The 19648-nt window shown below is 64.3% G+C and carries 24 protein-coding genes; 6 read left to right on the forward strand and 18 right to left on the reverse strand.

From position 1 onward, the window contains the following. Nucleotides 1-90 precede the first annotated feature (90 nt). The 7 genes from AD72_RS32775 to AD72_RS32800 form a co-directional block, all read right to left on the reverse strand. Entirely contained in the window at nt 91-864 is a 774-nt protein-coding gene (locus AD72_RS32775; protein ID WP_231645105.1) for an ANTAR domain-containing protein, read from the reverse strand. 340 nt (nt 865-1204) lie between these two features. Next, complete coding sequence (locus AD72_RS38285) at nt 1205-1564, reverse strand: DUF6338 family protein (RefSeq protein ID WP_425480795.1); 360 nt, start codon at nt 1562-1564, stop codon at nt 1205-1207. A 110-nt stretch (nt 1565-1674) separates the two neighbouring features. Continuing rightward, on the reverse strand, nt 1675-2490 hold the full coding sequence (locus AD72_RS32780) for a family 1 encapsulin nanocompartment shell protein (protein WP_031470529.1): 816 nt from the start codon (nt 2488-2490) through the stop codon (nt 1675-1677). Continuing rightward, nucleotides 2487-3044, reverse strand: a complete 558-nt coding sequence (locus AD72_RS32785; RefSeq protein ID WP_031470530.1) for a hemerythrin domain-containing protein — start codon at nt 3042-3044, stop codon at nt 2487-2489. Before AD72_RS32785 ends, AD72_RS32780 begins: the two co-directional genes overlap by 4 nt. Before the next feature lie 212 nt (nt 3045-3256). After that, entirely contained in the window at nt 3257-3730 is a 474-nt protein-coding gene (locus AD72_RS32790; RefSeq protein WP_037348167.1) for a DUF4383 domain-containing protein, read from the reverse strand. Between the two features lie 484 nt (nt 3731-4214). Beyond that, entirely contained in the window at nt 4215-4634 is a 420-nt protein-coding gene (locus AD72_RS32795) for an SsgA family sporulation/cell division regulator (protein ID WP_037348170.1), read from the reverse strand. A 559-nt stretch (nt 4635-5193) separates the two neighbouring features. Beyond that, nucleotides 5194-7287, reverse strand: coding sequence for a catalase (locus AD72_RS32800; RefSeq protein ID WP_031470533.1), 2094 nt, complete (start codon nt 7285-7287; stop codon nt 5194-5196). Between the two features lie 916 nt (nt 7288-8203). On the opposite strand from AD72_RS32800, the gene AD72_RS32805 reads away from it, so the two are divergent. Both AD72_RS32805 and AD72_RS32810 read left to right on the forward strand, forming a co-directional pair. Beyond that, nucleotides 8204-8629, forward strand: coding sequence for a hypothetical protein (locus AD72_RS32805; protein WP_051899273.1), 426 nt, complete (start codon nt 8204-8206; stop codon nt 8627-8629). Continuing rightward, nucleotides 8626-9429, forward strand: coding sequence for a SigB/SigF/SigG family RNA polymerase sigma factor (locus AD72_RS32810; RefSeq protein WP_031470535.1), 804 nt, complete (start codon nt 8626-8628; stop codon nt 9427-9429). The genes AD72_RS32805 and AD72_RS32810 overlap by 4 nt, the downstream gene beginning before the upstream one ends. Before the next feature lie 28 nt (nt 9430-9457). Here the strand turns inward: AD72_RS32810 and AD72_RS32815 are convergent, their stop codons facing one another. After that, the gene (locus tag AD72_RS32815) at nt 9458-10264 is read right to left on the reverse strand and encodes a metallophosphoesterase family protein (protein ID WP_343123751.1); all 807 of its coding nucleotides are present in this window, start codon (nt 10262-10264) and stop codon (nt 9458-9460) included. Next, nucleotides 10203-10820: a nucleotidyltransferase family protein gene (locus AD72_RS32820; protein ID WP_343123752.1), complete on the reverse strand. Its 618-nt coding sequence runs from the start codon at nt 10818-10820 to the stop codon at nt 10203-10205. Before AD72_RS32820 ends, AD72_RS32815 begins: the two co-directional genes overlap by 62 nt. Nucleotides 10821-11158: 338 nt before the next feature. On the opposite strand from AD72_RS32820, the gene AD72_RS32825 reads away from it, so the two are divergent. The 4 genes from AD72_RS32825 (at nt 11159) to AD72_RS32840 (ending at nt 13747) form a co-directional block, all read left to right on the forward strand. After that, the gene (locus AD72_RS32825; RefSeq protein WP_037348174.1) at nt 11159-12385 is read left to right on the forward strand and encodes a glycosyltransferase; all 1227 of its coding nucleotides are present in this window, start codon (nt 11159-11161) and stop codon (nt 12383-12385) included. 69 nt (nt 12386-12454) lie between these two features. Beyond that, nucleotides 12455-12688 (forward strand): hypothetical protein, encoded by a 234-nt coding sequence (locus AD72_RS32830; RefSeq protein ID WP_031470539.1) that lies wholly within the window; start codon nt 12455-12457, stop codon nt 12686-12688. Nucleotides 12689-13007: 319 nt separating this feature from the next. Continuing rightward, entirely contained in the window at nt 13008-13463 is a 456-nt protein-coding gene (locus tag AD72_RS32835) for a hypothetical protein (protein WP_051899274.1), read from the forward strand. 26 nt (nt 13464-13489) lie between these two features. Then, the gene (locus AD72_RS32840) at nt 13490-13747 is read left to right on the forward strand and encodes a hypothetical protein (protein WP_031470541.1); all 258 of its coding nucleotides are present in this window, start codon (nt 13490-13492) and stop codon (nt 13745-13747) included. A gap of 35 nt (nt 13748-13782) precedes the next feature. On the opposite strand, the gene AD72_RS32845 is transcribed toward AD72_RS32840, so the two are convergent. The 9 genes from AD72_RS32845 to AD72_RS32885 all read right to left on the reverse strand — a co-directional run bounded on the left by AD72_RS32845 (nt 13783) and on the right by AD72_RS32885 (nt 19536). Beyond that, complete coding sequence (locus AD72_RS32845) at nt 13783-14220, reverse strand: PPOX class F420-dependent oxidoreductase (protein WP_031470542.1); 438 nt, start codon at nt 14218-14220, stop codon at nt 13783-13785. A gap of 249 nt (nt 14221-14469) precedes the next feature. Continuing rightward, nucleotides 14470-16224: a complex I subunit 5 family protein gene (locus AD72_RS32850; RefSeq protein WP_197285147.1), complete on the reverse strand. Its 1755-nt coding sequence runs from the start codon at nt 16222-16224 to the stop codon at nt 14470-14472. Between the two features lie 5 nt (nt 16225-16229). After that, nucleotides 16230-16580 (reverse strand): sodium:proton antiporter, encoded by a 351-nt coding sequence (locus tag AD72_RS32855; RefSeq protein ID WP_031470544.1) that lies wholly within the window; start codon nt 16578-16580, stop codon nt 16230-16232. Beyond that, nucleotides 16577-17314: an MnhB domain-containing protein gene (locus tag AD72_RS32860; protein WP_051899275.1), complete on the reverse strand. Its 738-nt coding sequence runs from the start codon at nt 17312-17314 to the stop codon at nt 16577-16579. The genes AD72_RS32855 and AD72_RS32860 overlap by 4 nt, the downstream gene beginning before the upstream one ends. Nucleotides 17315-17316: 2 nt before the next feature. Then, nucleotides 17317-17559 (reverse strand): hydrogenase subunit MbhD domain-containing protein, encoded by a 243-nt coding sequence (locus AD72_RS32865; protein WP_031470546.1) that lies wholly within the window; start codon nt 17557-17559, stop codon nt 17317-17319. Continuing rightward, nucleotides 17556-17837, reverse strand: a complete 282-nt coding sequence (locus tag AD72_RS32870; RefSeq protein WP_031470547.1) for a monovalent cation/H(+) antiporter subunit G — start codon at nt 17835-17837, stop codon at nt 17556-17558. Before AD72_RS32870 ends, AD72_RS32865 begins: the two co-directional genes overlap by 4 nt. After that, nucleotides 17834-18088, reverse strand: a complete 255-nt coding sequence (locus AD72_RS32875) for a hypothetical protein (RefSeq protein WP_031470548.1) — start codon at nt 18086-18088, stop codon at nt 17834-17836. Before AD72_RS32875 ends, AD72_RS32870 begins: the two co-directional genes overlap by 4 nt. Further along, nucleotides 18085-18516: a hypothetical protein gene (locus AD72_RS32880; RefSeq protein WP_156365489.1), complete on the reverse strand. Its 432-nt coding sequence runs from the start codon at nt 18514-18516 to the stop codon at nt 18085-18087. The genes AD72_RS32875 and AD72_RS32880 overlap by 4 nt, the downstream gene beginning before the upstream one ends. Before the next feature lie 48 nt (nt 18517-18564). Next, nucleotides 18565-19536 carry a TIGR03557 family F420-dependent LLM class oxidoreductase gene (locus AD72_RS32885; protein WP_031470550.1) on the reverse strand — a complete coding sequence of 324 codons (972 nt, stop codon included), beginning with the start codon at nt 19534-19536 and terminating at the stop codon, nt 18565-18567. Nucleotides 19537-19648 lie beyond the last annotated feature (112 nt).

Below are 19648 nucleotides of genomic sequence, written 5' to 3' on the forward strand. Positions count from 1 at the left end.
ATTACGGGACAACCTTTAGATGATCCGTTTCGCTTCAGAAGCCCGTATCCAGCAGCCAGGGACCGGGACCTCATCCGTATACCGAGCCGGTTACGGTATGTGCGTCTCGCCTGTGGTTCGCTCCTGGCCAAGTCCACTCCACAGTTTGGCGGCGATTTCTCGTGCACGCTCGTCCGCGTGGACCACGCTCTGGTCTGTGGGTTTGTCCGCAGGTACCTGCCCGATATGTTCGACCAAGGCCGTCGCCAGTTCCCGGAGCTTGACGTTCGCCTCCTGGCTCACCGCGCGGAGGACATCCCAAGCGGCGTTGGGACCGCAGTTTCGTATCCCCATGATGACGCCCTTCGCCTGTTCTATGGCCGCCCGCGAGGCGAGCGCGTCCAGAACCCGCTGTGACTGCTGCTGATTACGCTCGGCGATTCCGGCCATCGTGACCGCGCTGGTGACCAACGGTTCGTGGCGGGCGAGCGTGGCAACCGTTCCGTCGTCCGCGGGACCGTCAAGGTAGATCGACAGGACCACGATCCCGTCCTCGTCCCAGATCGAGGGAATCGCGGCCGCGCCTCGAACCCGGGCAATGAGCTCGTGCTGGGCGGCGTCCACTTTGTGGAGCAGCCGTTCGAGGCTGAGGTGTGGCCAGCGTTCGTCGTGCCAGATATCGGCTGTCGCCAGCGGACCCTCCCCCACTGCGGCCAGGATGGAAGGCCCCCACAATTTTCCGGTCGTCACTGAGGTCAGGAATTCGCCGACACCACTGGCCGCGAGTACGCTCAGGCGTCCTCCGCCGCGGTTGCGGGCAGGATGGGCAACGCTGACGGCCGCGCCCAGATCACCGGAAACATCGCGGCGCACGCCTGTCAACACCCGGGACAACAGCGAACCGAGTGGTGCAGCTACGGGCTCCAAGGGCGTAGTGTTCATGACATTCCGCGAGCGACCGCGCGGAACATGCGGGATTTCCGACAGGACCTACAAGGCAGCTCCACCATCGCGGAAGCCAGGTGAACGCTGACTGGGTCTGGCGAGGGCTTTCCCCGCGTACCCTGGTGTGATGCCGCGTTCAGCGGTGATTTTTCGATACGATCGGTAACTTCGATAACGACTAGATTAACGAACCGGCTGGGAATACGCCAGCCCGCCTTTCAGGTGACACTCCTGTCTTCTGCCGACGCCTGACTTGCGGGCGAACGTCGCAAAGCGCGGTTCATCCAGGCGAGGCGGTTATGGTGTCGTGCGGGAGTGCTCCATCATCGTCGGGCAGTTCCGGGCCCGCTGTCATCGCCACTACGCGAGCAGCCGCCACGCAGGCAACCAGCGACTCTAAGGGTGTTGTTATCGCCGAATCTGGCTCGCGGTAGCTCAGTGGGGCAGTCAGCACGAGCTCTCGGCTCCCCGTATGTGGCGGATCGGGGTTGAATGTCAGCAGCTGCCCCGCGAGAAGGCTGCCGTCATCCAGCTTCAGCCCCACTCTGCGCACACTGGCATCGCTTGCATTCCGCGGCTTCGTCGGCAGGTTGTCACCCCTGCGCCGCCATCTCTGACGCCGCGTCCAGCCGCTCCCCATGCGCACCACTTCCAACTCCACGATCGACCGCCACCAGGGCTTCCTGCGATACCTGCCAAGGTATAACCAGTTTCAGAGCTGCCGAAACCCCTGCGAGACGTGCACGCGCCTTATTCCCTGACCAGCGCCACGGCGGCCGAGGGCTCGATGACTCGCATGCTGAAGCTCTCCTCGAAATAGAATCGTACTGAGTCGTGATCATGCCCCTCGTATCCGATGGAGATGTCCTGCCCGACGTCGAACTCAAAGTTCCCCTCACCGAGCGCCAGCACGAGCGCCACCTCGGTCCCCGGCGCCCGGACCACCTTGCCACCGCCCAGGATGCGGCGCAGGTGATCCACAACCGGATACCCCCCTCTCTCCGTGGACGCGAGAATATCCATGTGTTCCCGTGGCCCGACCGCCAAGGCGTACGGCCCCGGGATACCGGCATCGCGGAGTGTATTCACCGCGGCCGCCACCGGTTTCGGGCAGTTCTCCGGATCGTTACCGAGCGGGACGGGTCGGTGCGGACTCGCCCCTGTCATGCCGGTGAAGCCTGCCTCGCGCCACCCGTGGAACACTGCGTGGTTCTCCAAGCGGGCCAAGTGCAGGGCCGCCGCGTCCAGCCCGTCCAGGTCCAAGTCAGTTGCGCCACGCTCGGCATCATCGAGTTCGGACCTGTTGACGACGAACGGAAGGCGCACCTCGGCGAGCTCTAGCACCTTTCGGCGATGCAACTCGAAGTCATCGTGGTCCTGATGCTCGGGAGCGAGAACGCGTTTGCGTCCCAGTCCAGTGGCGGAGTGCTCCCAGCCATGCGGGCCTGACCAGTCGACCAGCCGTCGTGCCGCCAAGTGCACCGTGAACTGGTCCTTGGCCTCCTCCTCGAGTCTGTCCCAAGCCGCTTGCGGTATCGGCGCGAGCTCACGCAGAAGATGGTTCATTCGTGCCGCCTCCCGTCGAGCGGGCCCAATCCGAGTGAACCGTCGCGTATGTCTTCGGCCTCGACCGATGCCAAATACCTATTCGGGGCGATATCGCTTGTGTCCAGCCCAGCGGCGGCTGGATGCTCCTGTTTGAAGGCGACGAAGCGGGCACCCAAATCGGCGCGTAATCCAAGATCCGCATGTCGGCGGAAATCAGCGAGCGCGCCATCCTCTTCCTCTGCCATGTGTTCACTGTTCTCCAACCGCGCCTTGCGAACCGCGCTATGCCACGGTGCGCTGCCCACCGGATAGTTATCCGCCTCGTGAGCGGCGTCTCTGATCTGGTTGTGATCATCGACAGCGTCAACGGTCTCATCCTCGGCATCGGAGCCACGGTGTACCAATTCGGGATAGAAAATCCGCTCCTCTGCCACGGCATGCAAGTCCAGCAATGCCGAAAGCGGCCGCCAGATCTTTGCCAGCTCCTCCGGCGTATCCACCTCGTCGAGTGCGGCGAAGCGCCTGCGGAATTCCTGATGATCTTCGAGTATCAGTTCGGTGATATCGGACATGACACCGTACTACCCGGTTTATCTCGCCAGGACACATCCGTGTTCTCCGGAAACACCTGCCCTGGCAAGTTCGGCTGTACTCAGTGGATGAGACTGCCGATACCTTGGCCAGGCCAGGATCGAAACGTAGTGTCGGGAGCAGGTGCGCCGGACCAGGCCCCAATGCCTTGATCGTCATGGTTCCGCGGCGGATCTTTTCGACCGAGCTCGCCTTACACGTCTCCGGGCGGCGAGGTCGACCGCGTCGGATGGCGGTTCTGCCCGGCGAGAAACGCCGTAGCCAGGAGAACAACCGCGATTGCCAGGTGCAACCAGTTGTCGGCGCCGTTGAGCGCAAGAAGGTTCGCGTCCGCACCGTGCCCAGCTAGTAGTCCGTAGCAGTAAAGCAGCAGGAAGATCAGCCCCCCGGCAATCAGCAAGCCATGGGCCAGTTTCGATGTCCTGGACACGGCGATGAGTGCGATACCGAACGCCACGAACAGGAAGTTCCGCGCGACCGTGACTGAGAAAATATCGAACAGGCGCGCGCTCGGTCCGCCGCCGAGCAACTGGAGCAGGTGGTACTCGGTCGTCGCGCCAGGTACGAAACCCAGTATCCCGATCACGAGAAGCACAAGACCAGTGCAAAATGCGACGTACTGCACCGGTGGGCGCCGCTCGGACGGGGAATCTGTCCCGACAGGCATTGCGCCTCCTCCTGTTTCGCGTCCCCGTCATCTGCCGCAAACCGCGGCACGTCCGCCCGGATACCCGAAATGGCGTACAGCGAAACCCGCGATGGCCCGGCTCTAACGGAGCGTATGCATCAGCCTGTGCCCGGTAAGCCGTGCACGTTATCGGCAACTATCGCTCTCCGGGGAGATCACAGCCCCATGACGGCCCTGGAGGATTCTGGTCCGCACCAACGGCCACGTCCGGGTAAGCCGCTCGGTTGCTGCCCGGGTGGTGCACGAGAAGTGGCCGCTGTCGTTGCATCTTGCTGCCTTGCCGCAAGCTATCGCACCAGCGCCAGCCTGCTCGTGGACGACGGTATGACGCTCATGGGAGCACCGGCACGCAAGGGACCCGCTTGCTCTGGCCGGTGGCTGCCGTGACCGAGCGCGCCGACCAGAAGTCCTCGGCAACCACCGGGCTGTCTACCGCTCTTACCAGGACCGCGGGCACTGCGGCTCAGTTATCGCCGACGTCGAGCCAGCGACGACTGTCGAACTCAGCATCGACGATCGCCTGCGCCTGTGTCGAGGACACGACCCGGTAGGTCGCGTCCACGAACTCTCCGAGCTGATCGGCGTCAGTGACGAACTCTGCCTGCCCGCTCGGCGAGCACAGCGCGACAACAACCTTCGAATCGCCCTCGACCGGACGGATTCGCACTTCCCCTTCCCCTGCAGACGTGTGCAGGCCACTGGCCAGCAATGTCCTAGCCACCGTCCACACGATGGTCTCGTCCCTCCCGACGTGGAACGAAAGCCGCACTGCCCATGGATCATCGCTGATGTACTGAAATTCGACTTCAACTGGAATTGCCGTGCCATCCGACAACATCATGTCGAAGATCGTGGTCTCGGTGATTGACGAACTATCGATCACGACTCGCTCCCGGTTGTCGCTTCTGATCCTTGCGTGATACCCGTGCGACGGTGTGACAAACGGACCCCTCCCTTCACTGCGCCAGCGGTCACGGCACAGGCATACCGTCTAGGCGCAGCAGCACGTTTTCCTCGCAGGCGCGGGCACGACGGTACGAACGGTGTGGAAGGGCCATGTCCCGCCGTGCGCCTAAGACTCGCCCACCCAGGCCGCCATCCCTGACGGCCGTCACACCGCAGTGCAGAGGCGCGGGCCGCCGAATTCCCAGCGCATCCGGCCGCTTCGACTGGAAAGCACTGCCCGAATAGGTTCACGGTATTCGACTGCATGTGCGGTAACTGCTCGAACGGACCGGTTGCACCCGCGCATGGCGGTCGCCGAAAATTCGCGGCCTTGGCTGTCCGCGGCGCTCCCGCGAACAGACACCTATCCGACTCGCATATCCCCCAAGAAACGGGAGATTCGACTCGGTGTCAGCCCGGGGACACGGGGTTCCACTGTTCCGACGTAACTATTCAGCAGCGGTGTGCCGATGGTTGGGGCCGGTCCGGCAGTTCATTCAGGCCGGTATGTGCGCAGTCGGCCGATCCCAGACCCGGTGTCCTTTCAACACCGTGAGGAACCGCTGCAGGAACGCGTCTTCCAGTAGCTCGCCTGTGGCGTCGGAACTGACCACCCCGTGCTCTTCGAAGACCCCGTTTCGTCCAAGCCCGGCTACATCGAGTACACCGTCGGGCAGAATGTCGCGTCCCGCACCGCACAAGCCGACAGGTTTGGCGTGTTTGTACGCCTCGAGCACGAAGTGCACCGCGTACCCGTCCGCACGCAAGGTCTCGACCGCACCCGCTCCACCGGGCACGACCACTCCATCGTAGAGTACCGACGCCATCGTATTGACCGCTCGGTCGGCACGCAGGTTCGCCCCGTCAGCCGCCGATATCAGGCCTTCTTGCGGCGCAAGGATCTCCGCCACGACACCTGCTTCCCGCAGGGCCTCGAGAACCTTTCCGGTACCGAGTCCGTCGATGCCGTCGGCAGCCAGGATTGCGACGCGGCGGGTGTCCACCGTGTCCATAGTCGTGTTCAACTGGCTGAGCGCTGGTGAGGACACCTCCCCGTGTTCCCGGCGAGGACGATCAGCCAGCTGGATACCAAGCCCTTCGGCGACTCGGGTCGCAAGACCGCGGTCGATGTCGAGCAGACGGTCCACGGCTCGCTCCCTTATCGGTGGCATCGTCACTTTGCCCAGCTCGAAACAGAAGGCCGCCACGATGTGCTGCTGTTCGATCTCCGACATACTGTTCCAGAACAACGCCGCCTGGCCGACATGATCGGTGAAGCTAGCGCTGCGTTGCCGGACCTTCTTACCCGATACCTTCTCCTGATAGTGCGCGAACACCTCAGGGAACGCACCGCCGATGGCCGGACATCCGGATGCGTTCGGAAAATAGGCATGCTTTCCGGTGTGGACCAGATTCTGCCCATACCCATCACGCTGGTTGTTGTGCACCTCGGCGACGGGGCGGTTCACCGGAAGTTGTGCGAAGTTGGGCCCACCAAGCCGGATCAGCTGAGTGTCGAGATACGAAAAATTGCGCGCTTGAAGCAGCGGATCGTTAGTGAAGTCTATCCCGGGAACAATATTCGCGGTGTGGAAAGCGATCTGTTCGGTCTCGGCGAAAAAATTGTCCGGATTACGGTTCAAGACGAGCCTGCCGACCGGTTCTACCGGCACCTGTTCCTCCGGGACGACCTTGGTGGGATCGAGCAGATCGAAATCGAACGCGTGCTCGTCCTCCTCGGCTATCAGCTGGACACCGAGCTCCCACTCGGGGTAGGCACCGGACTCGATCGCGTCCCATAGGTCGCGCCGATTGAAGTCCGGGTCTTTACCCGCGATCTTTTGACACTCATCCCACAACAGGGAGTGCACACCCAAACGGGGTTTCCAGTGGAACTTGACGAAGGTCCCGTTCCCGTGGCCATCCACCAGCCGGAAGGTATGCACCCCAAACCCCTGCATCATGCGATAGCTGCGAGGCAGTGCACGATCGGACATCAACCACATCACCATGTGCAGCGTCTCGGGTTGCAGTCCGACGAAATCCCAGAACGTGTCGTGCGCCGATTGCGCCTGTGGGATCTCGTTGTCCGGCTCGGGCTTGACCGCATGCACGAAATCCGGGAACTTGATCCCGTCCTGAATGAAGAATACCGGCATATTATTACCGACCAGGTCATAGTTCCCCTGGCGTGTGTAGAACTTGGTGGCAAACCCCCGTACATCACGTACGGTATCTGCGGATCCGCGTGAGCCAGCGACCGTGGAGAAGCGGACGAAGACCGGTGTCGCCAGTTCAGGATCGCGCAGAAACTCGGCCGCTGTGTATTCACTCAGCCAGCTGTCATAGGGTTGGAAGAATCCATAAGCACCCGCTCCCCTGGCATGCACAACGCGCTCCGGGATCCGCTCATGGTCGAAGTGCGTGATCTTCTCCCTTGCGTGGAAATCCTCGAGCAGGGTCGGCCCACGCGCACCTGCCGACAGCGAATCGTCAGTGTGGTCCACCTGAACGCCTTGCTGCGTGGTCAAGGCGCCTTGCTCGCCATGCCTGCGGTCCGCGTCGAGGCGTCGGATCTTGTCTTCGCTCATATCATCTTCCTGTCACCTGGTAAGGGGATGAAACGCCTGGAGCACCGATACTGGAACCGGTGCCCATCGGGTCACCGCGGGTGCGGCCCGGTGATGGGTCAGTGGGCAGCACCCGAACACCTGGCTGAGCACATCCCGCGTATGAGCGACGTCGCGTACCGGGTAGCAGCACCCAGAGGTATTCGTATCCAGCGAGCACGGCATTGGCCTGCTCTGTCACGGAGCAGCTCCCGGTCGTTTCGCTTCGGTTAGCTCACCATCGCTCCCAACCGGACAACCTGGGTCGTCCTCGCTGCGGTATCCGGCTGCTGACCACGGCCCGCGGATGGCTCACATGAACCGGACGAACCGGCACCGTCGCTCCTCGCCGTACCCCCGGAACCGTTGCCATGCCATCCGGCTATCCACCAACCATGGTGTCTAAACCGATGCGATTGCCTGGATTTGTGACGACCTCCGATCGCGGAAGCGGATTCGACCAAGGTTTCCATCCCCGACTTCCGGGGTATTCGCCCCTGGCAAAGCTGAATCCAGGGTCATGAGGTGCGGAGACACGTCCTCCCGGCCTTGCCGACGGGACGACACGCATGTTAAGGCTGAACGACAGTAGTCCGCACGCAGACTGATATTCGCCTGCGTCGCGGCACCGGACTCGTCCGGACGACAGCCGCAGCTGCGACGAATAGGGTACGATGAAGGAGAATTTCCCAGAGACCGACTGGCGGACGCCGTCAGCTGCGTTACGGCGCACCAGTCCCGGATCGCGGCGCACCCGTGTATCACCGATCACCAATACAGCGAACGCTTTCCAAGCCGTGCTCTCCAAGCACAACGGTGGGAGAGTTCCGGTAACGCTTACACCCGTCGGAGGGAATGTCATCGGAGACCTGGACCATGCGCGTGACCGGAGCGGCACATGATCAGCGAGCAACCGGCCGGGAAACCATCAGTTGCCGATGACGGTGTAGTCGAGGTGTATACGAGTGTCGACGCTGCCCAACTCGCCGTACTACGCAATATGGCTGCGACCTTGACGATGGAGGCGGGTTTCACCGTAGACAGTGTGGAGGACACCCGGCTACTTGTCGACGAAGTCTGCTCGACCCTTATCCGCAACGCGGTGCCGGGAGTTCAGATGCTGTGTCGATTTCAGGCCGAGGCCAGCTTTCACCTCCACGCACAGGTTACCGCAAGCCCGGATTCCGTCGTCGACCGTTCTTCGTGGTCGTGGCGCATCATGTCGACGCTCGCTGACACCCTCGTCAGCTGGACGACCGCGACCCCAGGACAGCCCACGACGTTGCACATCGAGGCGACCAAGGCGTCCGAAGGATGCCCATGACCGAAGGTCCTGACCACCTCGGCTTGTCCCAACAGGCCGAGCACCAGGATTACGCCCAGTTCGCGGAGGATTTCGACGAATTCGCCGCGCTGTCTCCGGAGGACCCACGGTATGAACGTTTGCGAGAGAAACTAGTCCGCGAACACATGCCTCTGGCTGAGCACATCGCAATGCGGTTCCGTCACCGCGGCGTCCAACTCGAGGACCTCCGTCAGGTGGCCATGCTCGGCCTGATCAACGCAGTGGATCGGTTCGAACCCGACCGTGGGAACGACTTCCTCGCGTTCGCCGTTCCCACGGTCATGGGTGAGGTGCGGCGGTACTTTCGCGACGCGGGCTGGGCGATGCGGGTGCCGCGCAGGCTGCAGGAGCTGCATCTGAATCTCGGCAAGGCGATCGACGAGCTGTCCCAGCGCACCGGCCGCGCACCGCGGGCGGACGAACTGGCCGAGTACCTGGAAATTGACCTTGACGAGGTACGCAGGGGCCTGGAAGCGGGCAGTGCTTACCGAGCCGACTCCCTCAACAGCCCGGTCGGCGGGACCACCGAGTCCGACAGCCAGGCCGTCAGCGACACGATCGGCGAGCAGGACACCAATATCGAGGACGTCGAGCTGCGTGAAACGCTGCAGCCGCTGCTGGCTGATCTGCCTGAGCGTGAACGTCGAATCCTAACCCTGCGATTCTTCGGCAATCTCACTCAATCGGAGATCGCCCGCAAAATCGGACTTTCTCAAATGCATGTCTCCAGATTGATCGCCCAGAGTCTCAAACAGCTGCGCGAGCGTATCTACGGTTGACCGCACACTCCCGACACCTCCATAGCCGTCACAGTCCGGGAAGTTCGTACACGGCGAACGCGCGCCCTATCACCGAGGTTGCGGCATTGCGCACCGGTGTGCCGTGCAAGGTCGCGCCGTGCTGGCTCCCGAAATGCGCATGCCCATGGATCGCCAGGTCGACCGCGTGGCTATCGATCGCTTCGCCGAGTTGATAGGAACCGAGAAAGGGATGGATTTCGGGTGGTTCGCCGGCGAGCGTGTCCGAGGTCGGAGCATAGTGGGTGAGCGCGATTCGTGCGTCCGAATCCAAGCTTCTCAGCGCGGCCTTGAGCGCGTCCGCCTGACGTTCGGTCCGCCGTACGAACAACTTCATCTCCGTCTCCCCGAAAGCGCTTGCCGATTTGCCGACGAACCCACCGCCGAACCCGACAGTTCCCGCGATGCCCACCCGTCGTCCGCGAACCTCGAGCACCGTTGCCTGCCCGTCGAGTACCGTCACACCGCACTCCCGGAGCAGCGCGATGATTCGTGCACAACGTCCGGAGTGGTAATCATGGTTGCCGAGTACCGCGACGACCGGGACCGGAAGCTGGCCGAATACGGCAGCCGCGAACTGTCCCTCCGCAACGGTTCCGGTCTTGGTCAGGTCGCCAGCCACCAACAGCATGTCGGCCTGACCGCCGAGCTGTTCCCAGTGTTCGCGGTACAGATCGCCATTGTCTGCACCGAGGTGCGGATCCCCGACCGCCGCAACCCGTACCCTTGCTCCGCTTCGCCACGTCATATCGAACTCACCTCTCCCCGCCGATGGGTTCGCAGACAGACAGCTCTTGTACCAGTGCGAGGAAAGCACGGGCATATGGTGAATCGGCGGTACGTGCGGCCACCGCTGACCAATCGATCTGTTCGCGCAGGGCCCTGGCAATTACCAGCAAAGGTGCAAGGTCGCAAAAGTGCGCGCTGAGCACCAGCAACTTGTCGACTAGTACTTCGGTAGCGGGCAGCACCGGCGCGCGGGCCGGGCCGATACGCAGCGGCTCGGCGGTCTGGAGCAACTCGTCGGTGACACTGCGGAAGTTGGGCCGGAAAATCATGTCCACGAGCACGCCGCCGTCGTAAGCTTTCGTCAACCAGTTCTCCGGAGGCTGCACCGTGTCGAAGCCGTGATCCAAAAGCCCTTTGCTGGCCCGTTCGACATCGGATTCCTTGAGGAACACATCGATATCGTGGTCCGAAGCCGGCCCGCCGCGGGCATACACCGCGCAGCCACCGCCGATGGCGAACGCGATACCGCGGTCCGCCAGAGCGCTCACCACCTTCGTCAGCGTACGTAGTAGAGCTGACATGCCGCAGAACCTGTCGGCAGCCACCACCCCATTGCCCGACGGCACCTTCACCGGAGTGTTCACCCCTTCAGTTTCACGATCCACTGCGGCCTTATTGCTGAGGTACCCCGGTACGTGTACGGCACACATCGGGCACCTCAGGTCGGCATGACTCGTATGGTCATCCGGTTGGTCGGCAACGGATCGAAGACCGACGCCGTTGTGCTCTGCCACGCGTGCCAGGCCACGCCGGCGGCTCGGCCGGAGGAGTAACAGCTCGCCTGGGAACTGCTAGTTCGTTTTGACACTCGTCATGGGACCGCCCCGGCCGTTTGGCTGGCCTGATTCCGGGTACTCACATCGCCTTCGGTGGTTCACCGCATCGGCGGACCACGCAGGCAGCGCATGGCTGGAGGTCGACGATGAAGCTCGCCATGGTGTCCGGACACGCCAGCCCGCTAACTGTGTCCGGAAGCGTCGAGGGCGGGGGCCAGCATGTTCACGTGGCTGAGCTCGCCTCGGCGCTCGGCCGCTGCGGCCATGAGGTCATCGTCTATGTCCGGCGTGCCGATCGCGAGGTTTCTTCTGTCGTCGACAGTGGGCAAGGTTATCGGGTCGTGCACGTACCTGCGGGGCCGGCCCGGCCGCTTGCAAGCGAAGAACTATTGCCATTCCTGGGAGAGTTCGCCGCGTTCCTGGCCGAGCGCTGGGTGAAGCAACCGCCAGATTTAGCACATGCACAATTCTGGACGTCGGGGCTGGCGACCCAGCTCGCCGCGCGCCGCACGGGCACACCGACCGTGCAGAGCTTCCGCGCCTTGGACAGCGTTCCATGCGATCCCCAGGGCAACGCGAAAACGACCTTGGGCGAGCGCGGCCGGATCGAACGGATCATCGCCAGAAATGCGAATCGGGTGATAGCGCGCTCGACGGAGGAATTTTTTCGGTTGGCGGAGCAAGGTTGTCCACGCTCCCGGATCTCCGTGATCCCGTCCGGCGTGAACGTGGAAAGATTTACGCCCGAAGGCCGATGCGAATCAGGTACCGGGCGGCGCCGCATCGTGGCGGCGGGCCGATTGGTGCCCCGCAAAGGGTTCACAACGGCGATCTCAGCCCTTGCTCACCTGCCCGATTCCGAACTGATCATCGCGGGCGGACCGGATCGCGGCGCGCTTCCTAGGGATCAAGAGGCCCAGCGATTGCGTGCATACGCCGAAGAGCACGAAGTCGCTGACCGTGTGCACCTGCTCGGTTCCGTACCACGCGAGCGGATCCCGGCCCTGCTCCGTTCTGCCGATGCGGTGGTCTGCGCATCGCAGTACGAGTCCTGCGGCATGGTGGCGCTCGAGGCGATGGCCTGCGGGGTTCCGGTCGTGGCCTCAGCAGCCGGAGGCTTGGCCGATACCGTCGTCGACCGGGTGACCGGTCTGCTGGTGCGTCCGTCCGATACGGCCGCCCTGGTGCATGCGTTGCGCGAGTTGTTCAGCAAACCCGAACTCGCCAAGGGGTACGGCATCGCCGGCCGAGATCGTGCTCTTGCGCGTTACGGGTGGGAACGCATCGCGGCTGACACCGCACGCGCGTATGCGGTTGCTCTCGGCGAGGTCCAGACGGATTCCGGCGGTACCCCGAGCGCGAGCCCAGGCTGATCACCGAGTTTCGCCCGTCCACGTGGGGGTAGCCAGGGATAGCAAGCAAATTACGTACAAGGAGGTCCGATGAGTACGACGGCGGAGACCGGACATGTCACGGGCACGGCCGACAAGGACTACAACATCATCTGGTTCGTCGAGAACTGCCTCAGCAATGCACTACGGCTGGAATCCTACGTCCAGGATGCCGAACGCGCCGAGGACGCCGAACTCGCCGGGTTCTTCCGCCGTGCCCAACAGGAAAGCCAGAAGGGAGCCGAGCAGGGGAAGCAACTGCTCGCTCATCGGATCACTTCGTGACTCCGGTGGATGTGTGGCCCGGCCGATCGGCCGGGCCACACATCCACCGAACGCTCGTCGCCCGCGGTGCGCCCGAGCCCCATTGCCTCATTCCTGTTCATCGTCCAGATCGACAGCGCGACTCTGCTCGCTGTAGTAGGGCCAGACCACGGTCTTCCTCTGGTCAGTCCACTGGTGATCCCTCCAGACGGGTTCGATCCACCGAACGTATGTGTCTCCCCGCGATCATCGACACAGGAATCCTGGACGGAACACCCACCTGGGTTTCTCCGGTAGGTACTTCGGGTACTCCACCATGACATCCGGATAGGAGGCCAGAATGAACGACTACGGTTCCGCGGCGCTCTTTCTTGCACTCGGTGTGCTGCTGATCGGCCTGGACGGATACCTGATCACCGGTAACGGCAGGGTCTTTCTGCGGGACACCTATCAGTCGGCCGAAGCGGCAGCTGCGGCGAACCGGCTTACTGTGGCCCTGTTCCACCTCGTCGCCCTGGGATTGCTCGCGCTGCTGGCCATCGCCCCGCCTTCGGGCGGCGGCTTCCTTGCCGTTCTGGGCCGGCTCGGTGTGCTCTTGCTCGTGCTGGCCGCGATCCACGGGGCGACGATGGGCGTCTTCAGTCTGCTGCGTTCACGCCAGCACGAGGCGCGCCTGCTCGAACGGCCTCGGCACCGGTCCGGTACCGAGGCGCATATCGACGCCAGCCACGGCATCGCTAACGATGTACCGGCCCGCGAACCGTACATCGCGCCCACACTCGACGAACGACGCTGAATCCGCTCACCGCACCAGGAGTAGACATGTCCGGACACCAGACCCCGGCCAGCGAACACACGGAACAGCTCGAACTGGACCAGCGCCGCTCGGCCGCGCAGCCGCTCGATTGGCCACGAGACGACCCGCGCAGGGACGACCCCGAACACGACGACACACACGATACCGGTGATTCCGAGATGAGGGCGTTTCCATCAGAGGCGTCGGTTCCGCCGGGAGAACCCGAGGAAGGCGCCCTGCACCTGGAGACCGACCGCACGGAAAGCGAAGAGTCAGGGGGCTGACCGGCCTTCCGTGAGTCGCCCCGGCTGTCGCGTTCTCAGTCGGCGATCCCGTCGTTCTGGTCGATGAAGGTCTGGCGTTCGGGTGTCACCCAGAGCATGACCCGCTCGCTCTTGATGGCCTCCGGCGGATAGGGCTTTCCGGTGTAGTCCTCGGCGAGCTCGTCGACGTGCGCACGCGCTCGATCGCCGCTCGTAGTCTCGCTGACCACTCCCCGAACCTCCGCATACCGGTACGGATCCCGCTCATCGCGGATCACCAGGGCGATTCGCCCGTCGCTGCGGGCGTTGAGGTACTTTGCCCGGTGCGTCTCAGTGTTCACCACGATCCGGTCATCCTCGACCCCCACCCACACCAGTTGGTTCTGGATGCGCCCACTGGGTAGCACCGTGGCCACAGCGGCGAAGTTAGCGCCACCGGCGAGCCGCTCGGTCTCGGGCATCAGTTCGCTGCCATTGGCTGTCTTGACCGCCATCCTCATGCTCTCCTTCACCGAAATGGAATCCTTCACGCACGTCCAGGCCGAGCGCGGCGAGCAACCGCGCGCAATCCGCTTTGTCCCGGGAACAGGCAGCCACGGCGCGGACCGCGCGGCGGCGCTCCACGGCGCCGACCTGCGGTACCCGGATAGCGTCGAGCCCCACGAAGTCGTCATCAGCACCCATCAGCTGTCCTTTCCCTCACCGCAGCCGACTACCCGCTCAGCGCGCGGACATGCACACGATCAGGCCATAACGGTGACGCCGAGCACGAGAACACCGATGAGCAGCCACGTGATGTAGTCACCTACGTGACCCGAATGCACGGCGTGCAGCCAGGATGTCAGGCGTCGGCCCCCGCCTTGAGACGGCCGCCGCCACAGCGCGCCCAGAGCGATCAGTGATGCGAAGGCAGCCGATCCGATCCCCACCAATGCTCCCGTCAGGCTCCAGACAGGCGCTGCGGTTCCGCTGGAGGAGATCGGTCGTGACCCGATGGCTCCGAGATATCCGCTGTGTTCGAGCAGCGCGGCGCCCGACTGCCCCGCGAGGCCCGCGCTGCCGGGCACCACTCCGGCTCCCAGACCGATCAGCACCAGGATGGCAACTGCGGCGCGCATTGTCATGGACGCTTTCGGCAGTACCGTCCTGCCCTCGGGACGTTCGCCCTCGCCACTGGTGCGTTCGCTGTCCTCTCGCCCCTCGGGCGGACGCCCGAGTCCGAAAAAGATCCGCAGACCGGCACGAAGTACCGCTCCCGCGGTCAGAGCCGAGACGGCCGCCACCATGACCAGCTGCCAGACGGGTCCCTGTTCCAGCGCCGACTTGCCAAGGCCGATGGCGAAGGGCGGCAATCCGGCCAGCGCCAACGAACCGAGGACGAACACAGCGCCCAAGAAGCTGGAACCCTTGCCGAATAGACCGAATTCGTCGATATCCCCGTGTTCGGACAGCAGCACGCCTGCGATCAGGAACAGGGCTCCTTTCACTCCGGCGTGTCCGACCAGATAGAACCACAGGGCCGGTCCATGTCCCGCTGCCAGGAGCAGCAGAACTCCGATATGCGCGATGGTGGAATAGGCGAGCAGTCGCTTCACATGTCGCTGCAATAGGCACATCAGGGTCCCGAGAACAGCCGTCAAGGTCCCGAACACCAACAGCATCCGGGAAAAGACGGCGTGCTCGAGCGCGCCCGCGAACACCGTGGAGTAGGTGCGGACCACGCCATACACCCCGAGTGGCGCCATGATCCCGGAGAGCAGAACGCAGACCGGTGCCGGTGCCACGGCATGCGCGTCGGCCAACCAGAAGTGAAACGGCACCACAGCGGCCTTCACCAGCCAACCCGTGCACACCAGCACGAACGACAGCCGGATCAGCACGTCCGCGCGCTGTCCGTCCAGCGCCATGCCCAGCTGCGCCAACCCCAGGCGCCCCGTGCGGGCATAGAGCAAGGCGACTCCGGTCAAGGTCAAATAAGCGCCCGCCGAATTGACGATCGCGAAATTGAAGCCTCCTTGTACCGAGCGCGGCTCCTCCACCTTGATCGCCGTCAAGGCGAAGGCCGCGACCCCCATCAATTCGAAGAAGACGAACAGGTCGAACAAATCACCGGAGAGGGCGTAGCCGACCATCGCGCCGAGGAAGATCAACACGAGCACGTGGTAGCGCACATCCCCGGATTCGAAGTAGCGCCAACCGAACAGCGAAGCGGCGCCGGTCAGCACGGCGGCGAGCAGGCCGATCGAAACCCCGGTGCTGTCACCGACGAGTACGATTCCCACACCGCGTCCGTCGTTGACCCGCCACCCGGCCACGAAATGCACCACGCGCCCGCCACGCACCGTCGAAAGCGTGACACCGAGCAGAGTCATCTCGACGATCACGGCCAGAATCGCGGGTAGCTGCACCGAACCGGGCACACGTCCTCCCGCCATCAGCAGCAGGCAGGCGGCGAGCAGCGGCCAGGCGATCGTGATGGGCAGCAGCACCTCGGGCACCATGCTCACCCTCGCAGTGCCCGCAACCGTTCCGGGTCGACAGTCCCATGACGGCGGTGGATTTGCACGACAAGGGCCAGTAGCAGCGCCGTGACGGTCGCCGAGACCACAATGTCGGTCAGGGCCATCGCCTGCACGACCGGATCGGTGAGCGGCGGCCCACGAAGCCGCGCGGTGTTCGGGGCAACCGGTGGACGGGCACCCCACTGGTATCCGATCGAGAGCAGCAGCACATAGGTCGAGGACTGGGCGACCAGCAGACAGACGACGGTGTGCACCAGATCGTGGCTGCGAACCATCCCGAGTACTCCACCGAGCAAGAGCACGGCGGCCACCCCGTAGGCAAGTGCGCTCATTGCCGACCACCCGTCCGCGCGGTCCTCAGGTCGGCCTCGAGGAACTGAGCGAGCAGCACGACAACGCTGCCCGCGACGGCCCCGCCGGCGATCACGTTCAGCAGCGTCACCGTTCCGCCCGAACCGAGCTCGCCGAAGCGCCCGTACGGCAGCAGATTGGCCAGGAACGCACCGCTGGTAGCAAGCGCGGCCAGGCCCGTGACCAAGAAAGCCGCGGCACTGCCCGCCTCGACGAAGGAATACCAGCGCAGGGGTCGTAGTTTGCGCAGGGCGCGATGTGAACCGGCGATGTAGACCAGATGCAGGCCGGTGGCGAACACGACACCCCCCTGGAAACCGCCGCCGGGTGAGGAGACACCGTGCACGACGAGATCGGCCCCGGCCAGCAGCCCTATGGGCAGCATCAGGTATCCGGCAAGGCCGGTGGACTCCAGCAGGTGCCGGTCCTGTGGTGGCTGTGTGTGCCGCTCCGTACCGCCTGGTTGCAGCAGCGCCGTGGCACCGACGACCGAGCACAACAGGATCAGCTCCTCTCCGAGGGTGTCCAGTCCTCGTTGGTCGAAATTCACCGAGGAGACGACGTTGGCGGTGCGGTGGCTCGTGGCGGCCGCGACGGCGAGCTCGCGGTAGGGGTGGAAATCGCTGCCGAACTCGGGCATCGAGGTGAGTGCAGCGCCGAACAGCACGAGCAGACCGATGGCCGCGGACGCGAACAGCACGAGCCGGGCGCGCATGCTCACGGCTTACCCCGGCGTACGGTACGCACGGTCAGCAGCACCAGCAGCGGGACGACGGCGCTGCCGACCGCCACCTGGGACAGCGCTACATCCGGTGCCGCGAGAAGCAGGAACAGCAGGGTCAAGGCGAGCCCGTAGACCGAAAGCGTCACCGCCAGCAGCCGGGTGTCGCGTGTGGCGGTGACCGCGAGCCCGGTACCGGCAACGAGGACAAAGGCACAGACGAGCAGCGCGGTCGTCACGGCTCGTCCTCGATCCGCGCGAGGAAACGTCCCGTGGACGTGGACAGCACCGGCCCGGTCAACGCCAGCGTGACCGTGGTCAGCGCCACCATGGCGCTGGTGAGCGAGAAACCGTCGGTAACGACCAGCCCGGCACCGATGAGCGGGCAGCCGATCAGCGTGATCGCGGAAAGGTAGTGCAGCCGGACGAGATTTGCGGCGGCGAATACGGCACCGAGCGTGCCCGCAACCACCAGCACCACCCCCGCTCCGGTGACCGATTGCGCCAGGACGTTCATGTCCGGCCGCCCAACAGACGGGTGAAGACCAGGACACCCGCGAAAGACAGCACGACCAGAGCGAAGGCGAGCATCATCGAACTGGACTGTCCCCACGCCTGGCACCACACCAGGATCATCAGGGTCAACGCGACACCCGCGAACTCGAGTCCGAGTAATCGGCGGCCGCGGCCACCGGTGCAGCCGAGCCATACCGCGGGAGCGAAGGCACCGAGTGTCAGAGCGAGCAGCAGCATCAGCCAGACGGTCATGGCCGTCCTCTCCGGTCCAGCGTGTGAGTTCGCAGAGCGGCCTCACTCGCTCCGATCAGTACCGAACCCGGGCTCGCCGATGCCGCCAGCTCGGCAAGTGCCCGGGTCCCCCTGGCATGCCTGTCCCCGGCTCCGCCTCGGAGGTTGGTGACCTCGGTGATCGTCGTTTCCCAGCGCCACGGCGCTACCGTGGCCAGTGCGGCGGTCTCGGTGACCAGCTTGCCCAGGAATCCAGGCACCCGGCGCGGCGAGAGTCGCACCCGCCATGTGCGGCGGTAGGCAAGGCGGGCGAACCTCGCGGCCACCGCACAGGGGACGGCGAGGAGGAAGGCCGCGGCGAATTCGGCCACACCGAGCTCAGAAAGCGTCGCCAGCCAGATCACGGCGAGCGCCATCGTCCATACGGCGGCTTCGCGGGCGGTACTCATGTCGGCGTATCTACCCGGCACACCGCGTCCGAAACCCCTTCCGAAATCTCAACCGAACCGTGTGCGCAACGCCGGCAACAGGTGTTCTCGCGCGAACTCGAGGAATCCCGTTTGCCGGTCGCCGCCGATTTGCACCAGTGCGAGATCGGAGAAGCCCGCATCTCGGAATGCCGCCACCTTCTCCAGAATCGGTTCGATCTCCGGGCCGCACGGGATCGCGTCGGCAACGTCCTGCTCGGTGACGAACTGCGTGGCCGCCGCGAACGCCGCGGTTCCGGGTAGTTCCGCGTTCACCTTCCATCCACCGGCGAACCACCGGAACTCGCGGTGTGCCCGCTCGGTCGCCTCCTGGACCTGCGGACCCCACGAAACGGGCAGCTGGCCGATCTTGCGCGCCGGCGAGTGGGGAGCACAGCGGTCCCACTCCGCGGTCAGTTCCGCATCAGGATCGACCGCCACAAGGGCTTGTGCGCGTGGTGCGTAACGCCGCACCGATTGCCGGCCCGAGACCGCGACGGCCAACGGGACCCGCTGCCGCGGCAAGTCCCACAGTTTGGCTGAATCGAGCCGGTAATGCTGTCCCGCGTAGTCGACATGGCCGCCGTCGAACAGGGCACTGATGATGTCGATCGCCTCGCAGAGCCGTTCGTGGCGAACGTTCGCCGGCGGCCAGCCCGTGCCGATCAGGTGCTCGTTCAGGTTCTCCCCCGCTCCGATGCCGAGCGTGAACCGGTCTCCGCTCAGCAGTTGCGTTGTCGCGGCTTTCTGTGCGACCACGGCAGGATGGTAGCGAAAGGACGGGCAGGTCACATACGTCATCAGCTCGACGTGCTCGGTGCACTGGGTCGCGGCCGCGAGGACGCTCCACACATAGGGCGCGTGCCCCTGTTCCTCCAGCCAGGGAGAGAAATGGTCGCTCGCCGCCTCGAAGTCGAACCCCGCACGTTCGGCCTCACCGGCGAGCCGGACGAGTTCCGCGGGGCCGGTCTGCTCGGTCAGCAAGGTGTATCCGAATCGCATTGCACGCTGATACCCCGGCCAGGGGCTCTCGAAACCGGCTCACCTCGGCTCGTCCTGTTCTCGCCGACCGGGGTGCCGGACCGTCTTCCCGGAGAAGGACAGGTAGCGCTCC

It is taken from the genome of Sciscionella sediminilitoris (assembly GCF_000737195.2).
In the GTDB taxonomy this organism is placed as follows: Bacteria; Actinomycetota; Actinomycetes; order Mycobacteriales; family Pseudonocardiaceae; genus Sciscionella; species Sciscionella sediminilitoris.